General features: G+C 45.1%; 8 protein-coding genes. 2 read left to right on the forward strand and 6 right to left on the reverse strand.

Going from position 1 to position 11,291, the window contains the following annotated elements:
• Positions 1-26 precede the first annotated feature (26 nt).
• From FKN08_RS10570 to FKN08_RS10595, 6 genes are all read right to left on the reverse strand, one after another.
• Positions 27-971 carry a hypothetical protein gene (locus tag FKN08_RS10570; RefSeq protein WP_170892075.1) on the reverse strand — a complete coding sequence of 315 codons (945 nt, stop codon included), beginning with the start codon at positions 969-971 and terminating at the stop codon, positions 27-29.
• Positions 964-1,956, reverse strand: a complete 993-nt coding sequence (locus FKN08_RS10575) for a DUF2169 domain-containing protein (RefSeq protein ID WP_170892076.1) — start codon at positions 1,954-1,956, stop codon at positions 964-966. The genes FKN08_RS10570 and FKN08_RS10575 overlap by 8 nt, the downstream gene beginning before the upstream one ends.
• Positions 1,937-3,256, reverse strand: coding sequence for a hypothetical protein (locus FKN08_RS10580; RefSeq protein WP_170892077.1), 1,320 nt, complete (start codon positions 3,254-3,256; stop codon positions 1,937-1,939). The genes FKN08_RS10575 and FKN08_RS10580 overlap by 20 nt, the downstream gene beginning before the upstream one ends.
• A 94-nt stretch (positions 3,257-3,350) precedes the next feature.
• A complete protein-coding gene (locus tag FKN08_RS10585; RefSeq protein ID WP_005392644.1) occupies positions 3,351-3,833 on the reverse strand; it encodes a hypothetical protein in 483 nt (160 codons plus the stop codon).
• Positions 3,834-3,835: 2 nt separating this feature from the next.
• Complete coding sequence (gene tssI, locus FKN08_RS10590) at positions 3,836-5,914, reverse strand: type VI secretion system tip protein VgrG (RefSeq protein ID WP_109169809.1); 2,079 nt, start codon at positions 5,912-5,914, stop codon at positions 3,836-3,838.
• A gap of 72 nt (positions 5,915-5,986) precedes the next feature.
• Positions 5,987-6,505 carry an Hcp family type VI secretion system effector gene (locus FKN08_RS10595; RefSeq protein WP_005373415.1) on the reverse strand — a complete coding sequence of 173 codons (519 nt, stop codon included), beginning with the start codon at positions 6,503-6,505 and terminating at the stop codon, positions 5,987-5,989.
• A gap of 455 nt (positions 6,506-6,960) precedes the next feature.
• Between FKN08_RS10595 and tssH the strand changes: the two genes are divergently transcribed.
• Complete coding sequence (gene tssH / locus FKN08_RS10600) at positions 6,961-9,639, forward strand: type VI secretion system ATPase TssH (RefSeq protein WP_170892078.1); 2,679 nt, start codon at positions 6,961-6,963, stop codon at positions 9,637-9,639.
• Positions 9,626-11,257 (forward strand): sigma-54-dependent Fis family transcriptional regulator, encoded by a 1,632-nt coding sequence (locus tag FKN08_RS10605; protein WP_145472792.1) that lies wholly within the window; start codon positions 9,626-9,628, stop codon positions 11,255-11,257. The genes tssH and FKN08_RS10605 overlap by 14 nt, the downstream gene beginning before the upstream one ends.
• The last annotated feature ends 34 nt before the right edge of the window (positions 11,258-11,291 follow it).

Here is an 11,291-nt window from a genome sequence, read left to right on the forward strand (position 1 = left end):
ATTGCCATTTGATCGATGAGTGCCCACTAACATTGCAGCAACTGGAGAATCCCCTTGTCACCATGAAAGTCAAACATTAACAACGTGGTTGGTTGTCTAAAATGGTGATCTCTGACCGCAAAGGCGATTAAGGCTAGAGAAGAGCAACTGCCCAACGTGCCCCACAATTCGTTAATAAGCTGCGGTTGTTCTGGATTCGTGAACCGTTCCGCTTTAGCCCCCAGAGCAAAGCCGTAATCTTCCGTGTGCATGCGAAGGTTCGTCATATCGGAATACACTTCACCAAATGAATCGAGCTTTTTACTCGCACGTTGAACAAGTCGAAACATACCTCTTCGGTCTGAAGTATTTAATTCCGTATCAATATAGCCAAGTTGCGCTTGAGGCTTAAGTTTCAATGTCTCTATGGTATTTCTGCGGCAAAGAATTAAACCTGCCCCACCCTCGCTCGGAATAACGCCCCATGGATTATTCGTACTCATTACCATCGCATCGTCGATGAGTGTTTGCATCGAATTCACCAAGGAATCGACACTGATACACATCATGGCATCGTATTTATCCAATGATTTCATGGCCTGGAGAACGAAACTAGGCCCACTGGCATGAACGGCATTCACCACAGAGACAAATTCAGCATAGTTACTTTCACCAAGCCATTCTTGCACCTTTACTAGTGAAATAGACGCAGGCACCGCTATAAGTAACGGAATCGGCTTTAAAGAACGCGGCAATTGTTCCAACAATGAATCAAGCAAGTGGGTTATTAACTCACACGTTTTCTCAAACTGCTCAATTTCTTTGGTGTATTCGATTTTTGCGTAAGTAAAACGCTCGATACCATCATCCCCTACACATTGGTCGAATCTTCCTAAATCAGCATACGAAACTGCACTGGCAATATCTAAATTCATACCGGTTGGCGTCATCACTTCCATCCCTAGCACGTAACGGCCTGTTGAATTATGCATGCTCACTTACCTCTTCCAACTTAGTGATCGATGTCGACACCAACAAATGCTCCTTGCCCTGACAAGGAAACGCAGCGGTGTAACTAATTGATATGGCTTTCTTTTCAGCATCAACGAATAAGGCGTACATCGCCATATCAACTTGATAGCTATCGTTATTAAAAACGGCAGTTGCTCGATATTTCTCTTTAGGAATGCGGAATGAAAGCGTGTCATCATGACAAAAGCCACTCATCATCAAACGCTCTCCTCCACGAAGGAAGCCTTTGCACTGTTGATCAATAGGCGCGCTTTGGAAGAAACGCTTATCAAAATCGAGTGGCAACATTGGCTTGCGGTTCTCAATCCAATCGTCATCGAACGTGCCGGCCAGCTTCTGGCGCGAATCAAAGAAAGGAGGCACGGGCCCGAAACCCGCAACACGTAGTTTTTTCGCGGTGGCACTCCAGTCCTCTCGAGGATAAAAAACCGAGGGCACTTTCTGCTCAAGCAACTCTTTGTTGGAATCGGCAATACCACCGCCAATTCGGTTGCGTAAATCACCACCAATCGCGCAAGTGTAATCAATGTCTTTTTCAATAAAAGGAATAGGTTTACTCAACGTGATACTGCCAGCATGCTCAACCCATACGCGTTCCCCGTGAATAGCGAGAGTCTTATCGATATGACCATCAATCAACACGCGGCATTCTTGGTATGTCACCGGCTTTTTCGCGTAGCTGCGCGCTTTGCCGTAAACAAGTACGTCTGTGTTGTCTTTGGTATAAGCGAATTCGTGGTCAACTTTCATCGCAGAGAAACCTTCTTCGCCCAAATATTGGGGATCATCGAAGATTTCACTTTCACCTAATTCGTGCCAAACCACACCATCGAATTGCCATGTGCGTTTGGCGACCACAACCCACACTTCATCGCCGTTTTCGTCACGTTGAAAACGACCTTTAAGTGATAGCTCAGGGTGCACCTCAATATCCCATAACTGCATTGCTATTCCTTAAGTTGAATCGTTCGCTCGCAGAAGGTGCGGCCTTTAAATTGTTAAAGTTCCAGTCTTGTTGATGAATCGGCATTGCCATATCCCAAGGCACGTAGGCTCTGGATTGAATACAGAGTTGACGCCATAGCCAATCGCGGAACAGCACATCAACGTTAGCATCTTGCATCGCAGCTAACGTAGACTCGAAGCTCAATGCGTAACCCAAGCGGCTTGGTAGATTTTGGATATATTTTTCATCTTCCACCCACTCATTGAGAAGATCGACGATCTCTTCCCATTCATACTCGACACCAACATCTTGCGGAGTCAGAGGAAGAAGTTTTCCGTAGACGACATACAAGGCTTGAAGCCAAATTTCACCCTCTGCTTCCTCTAGGCTTTCCAAGTGCTCGATGATTTGGGGCATCAACTTCCAATCACCACTCAGAGCAAAATCAACAGGTGCTAATGGAGAAGAGATATCAAACGCCTCAAACTCTTTTAACTCAAGCAACTTGGCATAAGTGAGCACTTGCGCTGATGGTAATCCATTTGGTTCGATGCCAAAGCTCTGACGGAACCAAGTGCCTCTGTCACGTTTGGTAATCAAACGTTCAAGTAGGTATTGTTCGCTGCCTGCATTGTCATTAAGCCAATCAATCCCCTCTTTTACGTCTTGTAAAGCGAGCAGTGGCAAAGCAACTTGAGAGCTAATGATGCTGGCTTTGTTCCAACGCTTGATGAGAGAAACACTTAATGTTTGACGTACACGTAAGCATTCAAAGTAAAACGCACTGGATGTCGCATTACCCTCAATAAGCTCCGAAAGCGTGCTATCCATAGATTCAACCGGAGATTGCACGGCAATGACCATTGCAGTTTTAGCATCTAACTCTTCGAGTAAACTCAATCCACACAAAAGGTTATCCAACTCTGAGCCCAACTCGCCCTTTAGCATCAGCCAGCCGTAGATTTCTGGCTCCTGGTCTCTCAATTGATGAATCAACCCCGGTGCTAACCGATAAAATGACAAGTACACCTGCTTCAGTTCTTCAATTTGGCGTTCAATAAGTTTGAGATACTCCAACTCACGACTTGGATAACCCCTTTTGTGAATTTGAACTCGCTGCCTGATTAAAAAACCGATACTTTCAGAAGCAATGGACAGCTTTTCATTACAGAAATCCAGCCATGTTACTGGCAACTGGGAAAGGTCATTCACAGCGCGCTCAGCTTTTGCTAACGCGCCTTCGACTTCTTGATTGGTTATGGGTGCCTTTAGGTGCTCGACACCGATTCTTTGTCGCATCTAGTTATCCGTTATTAGCGTGCCATAACGCGATTGCAATTAGTTAATACAAAGTAATTAGCTAACTCGAAGTAAATTAGCTAACGCGAGGTAATTAGTTAATTGCGATCGTTCCGCCTTGAATTTTTTGTGCTTTTTCTGCTTGAGAAGTGACGTACTTCGCTTTAGTGGTAATTCGTCCATCGCGCCCGCTATAGCGAGTTTCTGTCTCACCACTTTTGACTACCAACTCTTGTTCTGTCTCGATAACCATCTTCTTCGCTCGCAATACAAACTCATCAGAGTCATCCAGAATGGAGAAAAAAATGTCCGTCACAAGAGGCAAGCTTAAGTCGTCGTTCAAAAACTCAATTCGACAACTTAATCGATTATCGATAGCCATTTGCAGTTCAGAACGACGAAAGCCACGTCCTAGTCTCGCAGTGAGTGGCTGCTTAAATGGGTTACCATCAAAATCAACTCGCACACTGCCCGTAGACTCATTGATAGCCACTATTATTCCAAAACGCGAAAAGCAAGCCGTTGATTCGGCTTGCTGCTCTGATATTACTTCTGTTGTAAGAGGTTGTTTTTCCATTGTTAGTTAACCACTACGTTGCCACCTTTCACGACGACTTTGTCACTGCCTTCGATCGTAATAGCCGAGCCTGATAACTTTATTGAACCATCACTGTTCATCACTAAAGAGGAACCACCCGTTTTCAATACAATCTTGTCGCCACTGATAATTTGCGTCGCACCATCGGCTTTATAAGCGGTGTTACCTTTCACTGATACCGTTAAGTTGCCACCAACCGTCTGGTTATCATCCGCACCAATGTCTGAACTCTTAGATGCACCGATAGTAAGGTTACTGTTTTCACCAATATCTAAATCATCATTTTTACCGATCTTAGTCGTACGGTTATCACCAATTTCTAAGTCAGAATTGTTTTTCACATACTGAGCTTCATTCGCGTTGTATGTGACGGTAACGTCTTGTTCGACTGTCTCGGTAAACGTACTGTTTACTTGTGTCGTTTTATGCCCATGAATGGTTTCTTTATGGTCACCATGAACTTCATTCGTTTGGTGACGTGCAACCTTCAAGAATTCATCTTGACCGATATCACGGTAACGGTTGTTGAGCACCTTGGTCGACATGTCTTTTTGAGCGTGAATATAGACTTCTTCTTGGTTCGCTTCGTCTTCAAAACTCAACTCGTTGTAACCTGTTCCTTTGTGCGTTTGCGTGCGGAACGTGGTGCGAGTTTTGTTTTCAGGTAAAGAGTACGGAGGAAAATGTAAACCGTTGTAAACTGCGCCCGTAACTAACGGACGATCTGGATCCCCCTCAAGGAAAGTCACTACGACTTCATGGCCAATACGCGGCAAGTACACAGCGCCCCAAGTTGGCGCCGCCATGGATTGACTTACGCGGATCCAGCAACTTGAGTGTTCATCGTTATCGCCATAGCGATCCCAATGGAACTGTACTTTCACTCGACCAAGCTTGTCGGTGTAAATCTCTTCACCTTCTGGTCCTACAACAACCGCCGTTTGCGGGCCATCCACTACTGGTGCCGCTAGTTTAGGCGCTTTAAATACCACATCACGTGGAATACATGAGAACTGGTTGTAGTAAGTGGTTGGCATACCACTCGCTTCATCTTCATGCACTTGCGGATCTTGCCCTGTGTGCATTACAGACAACATGAGGTAATCGCGGTTGATCTCGGAGCGCGGATGGTCACTGACGTTAAAGCTGTAACCAGATGCTAAGCGCATTACGTCACTGGTTGCTTCCACTTGTTGATTATCGACAATGTGTTCCGACATCCATTCCGTGGTTCTCACCTGACCCATCAGTGGGTCAACGTATCGTCCAGGATAATCAAACTGCTTGAGATCTTGGTCTAGCTCACCAGCCTGTGTCATCTCTTGTGGAATTTTAGGGTGTTCGTAGTTGTAATCTGTGTACGTAACCTGTCCCGTTCTAACGCGGTTAACTAACTCGAGATCAGAGATATGTTCGCGATCGGCAACACCGCCACCATCGGCATGATAAACAATCGGCCCAATGTATGAAGCATTTAGTGGTGAGCTTATCAAAGGTGCAATCGCGTCATTACTGTCGACAATGACCATCGTATGATTTGAATCGCTATGGTCAAAGTAATACCACATACCGTGTTCAGCCATCATGCGCTGCACGAAGTGCAAGTCAGACTCACGATATTGCAGAACGTATTCTTTTGGAGGATAAGTACCCGACACTTCAAATCGGTAATCGGTGACTGCCCCATCATCGAGTACTTCTGTGATGATGTCTTGCGCTGACTTTTGCTGGAAAATACGACAATCTTGGCGCTGAGATAAGAACCAAGCTTGAGGAACCAAGACTAATTGATAACGAGAAAAACGACGTCCAGTCCCTAAGTAACGAACTTCATTCACCACGCCGTTGAACACACGCGCAGCCCCAACACCTTGTCCGTAAAGTGTCAATGTTCCAGCTTTACGTATTAACTCATCGAACGAGATATCTGGATCAAGTGAAAGTAATGAGAGATTGATGTGGAAAGGCTTAGATAACTCTTCATGAACATGAAAGCTCTCAACCCGAAATTCATGCCCACATCCAGGCACTTCAAATTTAAATTCTACGTCATTCACCATATCTTTTACCTGATACAAATAATCGAATTAGGGCCAACAATCGTTGGCCCTGAATCTTTACGCGACGAGCAATTAAGCTTCGCGTGGAGCACGCCAGTCGTCGTTACCCGCAGTACCACAGTTTTCGTGAGTTACTTCGATCGCACGGTAAGTGAACTTAAGCACTTCTTCTGTCACGCGGTCAGCTGTTGCTGCGTCTTGACAGTGGTTCATACGAGTTTGGATATCGACAAGTAGCGCATCAATCAATTTGATTGAGTAGTAGTGCTCTTGTTTACCTTGAACTGAAGTACGGTAGAAGCGGATCACACACTCAGGAAGTTTTTCGCCAGATACTAGTGCGTTGAATAGTAGTGGAGATGAGCGATCTTGAACTTTAGTTACAACAAGTGGACGGTGTACACGTTGACCAGTTGGTTGACCACTTTGTGGATCACGTGGAACAGTTAGCACGTGATCAAGTTCTTGTACTAGGAACTCATCAACGTGAGCTTCTTGCCATGTGTTACCTACTGAATCTGCAGAGTAAGTATCTTTAGTAATATGGCCTTGAGTCTCACCTTGGATAGACATATATGCTGGAGTTGGCATCGCTATTTCCTTTTCTAAAATCTGTTTTGTTTAAATCACCAAATCGCTTATCACCGCGACTACTTGGTATAATCAAAGTCCGTGCCAACTTTAAAAAACAAACAAAAACAACAACTTAAAAGGTTTAGGTATTATTCGATAATATCTTGAGTACAATTTATTGGATAAAAAACCAAAAAGTTGGATTAAGATAATAATAAATTGTTCTAACTTTAAAAAGTGAAAATAACCATATAAAACTGTGTAAATAAAGTCATTAAAACTAATAAATCCGACACTTTCACTATCAATTAATTTAGAATAACAACGCTATTAAAATAACCACAAACATTAATGTCACAATAATCATTAAAAATAACCAATAAACGATAGTCAAAATATCTTGATAAAAAAAGAACGCAATCACTTTTAGTATAATAGCCGCTACCTCTTTTCCTCTAAAGAATAAAATGGCTATGATAAATATAAACCTTTCTTCATTAATTCAGCGTCTACACCCGATTGCAAAAGTAGCACTAGAAGACGCCGCTGCACTTGCAGTCTCTGAAAAAGCAAACGAAGTTCAAATTGAGCATTATTTACTGAGTCTATTAGAAAGGCCAAATAGTGATTTTGACGTCTTATTAAGTCATTTTGATTGTTCTGAGAACTTATTAAGACAATCGGTTCGATCCACACTCGACACCAACGCCAAAGGAAATGGCAGCAAACCTGTTTTTTCTGCTTTATTAATCGAATGGTTGCAAGAAAGCTGGCTGGTTTCTTCTTTAGATCTATCCGAAACACAAATCCGCTCTGGTGCCTTACTCCTTACTCTTGTTAGCAACCCTCTCCGTTACGGCCAACATGGTTACGCCTCTATCCTTGAAGCGGTAAACCCTGACAGCCTTAAGCGTAACTTTGCAGAACTAACAAGCCACTCTATTGAGGCGCAAGTTGCTAATTCAGAGAAAACACAAGCTCGTGAAGATGGTTCAGCACTGAGCAAATTCACCACAGACTTCACTGGTAAAGCACGCAAAGGCGAAATCGACCCTGTTTTCTGCCGCGACCAAGAAATCCGCCAAATCGTGGACATTCTTGCTCGTCGCCGTAAAAACAACCCTATTGCTGTTGGTGAACCGGGCGTTGGTAAAACCGCAGTAGTAGAAGGCTTGGCACTTAAGATTGTACAAGGTGACGTACCAGACAACCTCAAAGGTGTTGAGCTTTACGGCCTGGACATGGGTCTTCTGCAAGCTGGTGCAAGCGTAAAAGGCGAATTCGAAAAACGCCTAAACGCAGTATTGGATGAAGTGAAAAACTCACCAACTCCTATCATTCTTTTCATCGATGAAGCACACACCCTTGTTGGCGGTGGTAACCAAGCAGGCGGCAGCGACGCGGCAAACTTGCTAAAACCAGCCCTAGCGCGTGGCGAAGTGAAAACCATCGCGGCGACAACATGGTCGGAATACAAGAAGTACTTCGAGAAAGATCCTGCTCTTGCGCGTCGTTTCCAATTGGTGAAACTCGACGAACCGTCTCCTGAACAAGCAGCATTGATCATTCGTGGTCTGCGCCCAGCGTACGAGAAGTCACACAACGTTTACGTGCGTGATGACGCCATCACTGCTGCGGCAGCGCTTTCTGCTCGTTACATCTCTGGCCGTCAACTACCAGACAAAGCGATCGATGTACTAGATACGGCATGTGCACGAGTGAACATCAGCCTTAATGCCATTCCTGCTTCTGTAGAGACACTGCAGCAAGAACTTGCAGCTCAACAGCGCGAGCTTGAAGCACTTGAGCGTGATGCTCTGCAGCAAACTGGCGACAAGCACAGCCTTACTAACATTCCAGACCTAAAACTGGCAATGGAAACAACGAAAGAAGAGCTAGCAGAACAAGAAGCGCAATGGCACAAAGAAAAAGAGCAGATCCAAGAGATGATCGCTCTACGCTCTCGCTTGCATGAGCTGGTCTTTGGCGAAACAAATGAAGAAGAGCTTGTTGCAGACGAAGATTCAGAACAAGAGCAAGACGTTTCTCCATATGCAAAAATGGATGAAGAAGCCGTTCGCATTGCAATTTCAGCCTGCCAAGAACAGTTAGACGCAATCCGCAATGGCAACCCATTGGTTCACTTTGAAGTGGGTCCAGATGAAGTCAGCCACGTGATCTCGGACTGGACTGGTATTCCAATGGGTAAGATGCTTCAAGACGAAGCAGAAACCACGCTAAAACTGAAAGAAAGCCTAACACAGAGCATCAAAGGCCAAGAATACGCTATCGATGCACTTTCCGAAGGCATTCAAACGGCGAAAGCCGGTCTAGGTAACCCAGACGCACCAACAGGCGTATTCCTGCTGGTTGGCCCAAGTGGCGTGGGTAAAACTGAAACGGCTCGTGCGATTGCTGATCAAATGTTTGGTGGCGAGCGCTTTATGACGACCATCAACATGTCTGAGTTCCAAGAGAAGCATACCGTATCTCGCCTAATCGGTTCACCTCCGGGTTATGTAGGCTACGGTGAAGGCGGTATGCTGACAGAAGCGGTTCGTCAGCGTCCATATTCTGTTGTACTGCTTGATGAAGTAGAAAAAGCTGACCCAGAAGTATTGAACCTGTTCTACCAAGTGTTCGACAAAGGTACACTGAACGACGGCGAAGGCCGCACCATCGACTTCAAGAACACACTGATCATCATGACCAGTAACCTTGCAACACACGAGATCGAATCTTTGGTTCATCAATCAAAAGACATCGATGCCAACATCATTGCAGAAGCTATCCGCCCTACTTTGAACCAACACTTCAAACCAGCGCTACTGGCACGTATGTCGGTACTGCCATTTGTTCCGCTTTCTGATGAAGCAATGACAGAAATCATTCATCACAAGCTAAACAAAGTTTCTCAGCGTCTACAGAGCCATCATAAATTGTCTCTGAGCTACGAAGAAAGCTTGGTTGAGTTCGTACTAGGCAACTGTCGTCTTGCTGAAACAGGCGCACGTAACATTGACGCAGTCATCAACCGTCAGTTACTACCTCAGCTATCGACTCAGCTATTAGTGCATGACAAGGATGATTCACATACGCAAATCGAAGTGTCTGTCGATGAGCAAGGAACACTAACCTATGCGTTCAGCTAACCATAGCGAACTTAGTAACGCCCTACTTGCGATCAGTCAGTCTTTGGCTGATCGCAGCCAGCTTACCCAAACCTTGGATGCCGTGTTGACCGCTGCGAGACAAATGACCCTCGCAAAGCACGGCATCATTTACGTTTTGGACCAGACTGGGCAGGCGTTGATTCCAAGTACCGCTCACCATAACGATAAAACGATTGTTTCCCACCCTTGGGAAGCATTACAGTTAGACTCAGCCAGTGAGAACGACCCATTTAACTTTGCTATTCGTAATGGTGAAGTGGTTTTGATTAACGAGTTGTATAAGTACAACGGCTATGACTGCGAAAGCATCTATCAAACTGAGCAGACACTGGGATTAAAAAGCGAGAACTTACTGGCTTGGCCTTTGATTGATAGCGAAAGCAAAACCATTGGACTGTTAGTCTTACTCGATTTGAACGTCATCGACAACGAGGCAGCCTTGACTGAGTTTTGTCGTATGGCTGCGAGTAATATTCGCCAAGCCGTTTGGTTAGAGCAATACGGGCAAGTAATAAAAAATCTCAATGCCGACAATCAAGCCCTAGTACGCGAGAACACTCAGCTCAAAAAGCGTACCCAGAAAGCCTATCAAGGTCCTATTGCAGAGAGCGAAGAAATGCTCAATGTCTTGAATCGTCTTGATAAGGTGCTATCTCTTCCTGTCGATGTGCTGTTGCGTGGTGAAACGGGCGCTGGTAAAGAGGTGATCGCGAAATACATTCACGAAAACTCTAACCGTTCAGAACAGCCTTTGATCGTACAGAACTGTGCCGCAATCCCAGAGCAGTTATTAGAGTCGGAACTCTTTGGCCATAAGAAAGGCTCATTCACTGGCGCGGACAAAGATAAAGTCGGTTTGTTTGAAGCAGCCAACGGCGGCACGCTTTTCCTAGATGAAATTGGCGATATGCCAATGCTACTGCAGGCAAAGTTACTGCGTGTACTGCAAGAGCGTAAAGTTCGCCCTATCGGTACCAGCAAAGAGATTGAGGTGGACGTTCGCGTTATCGCCGCAACCCACTGTAATCTTATGCAGCAAATCAAAGATGGCGGATTCCGTGCCGATTTGTTCTATCGTTTGAATGTGTTCCCTATTACATTACCACCACTGAGAGCACGCAAGTCGGACATTATTCCCCTTGCTGAGCATTTCGTGCAACACACGACTAACACGCTAGGTTTGCCGCAAGCGCCAGGGTTAAGTGCCAACGTACGTAAACAGCTCCTTGCCTATCAATACCCAGGTAACGTGCGTGAGCTTAAGAACATCATTGAGCGCTCGGTGCTACTGTCCGATTTTGAAACCATTACTCACATTGAGTTTGGCGAACAAATCCCAGAAGATATACCAAGTATCGAAATGAAAGTAGCTTCACCTACCCCAGAGCAACCTGCTTACGAGCAGCAAGCACAAGCGGATTTAGAAGACGTTTCAAAGAGCCTTAAGGACGTTGTCAGCCAATACGAGCGTACAGTGATCATCGATTGCTTAAATGCCTGCAATTGGCACACCAAGAAAGCCGCTGAGCAATTGGCGCTGCCAATGAGCACTCTCAACCATAAGATGAAGAAATACGATATTTCTGCAGCTGGTTAAGCGAGAAGCGAGAAAACTTTACTTCAGTTTCCGT

Origin of the sequence: Vibrio sp. 1-2 (7-a), from assembly GCF_013048515.1 — a bacterium.
In the GTDB taxonomy this organism is placed as follows: Bacteria; Pseudomonadota; Gammaproteobacteria; order Enterobacterales; family Vibrionaceae; genus Vibrio; species Vibrio diabolicus.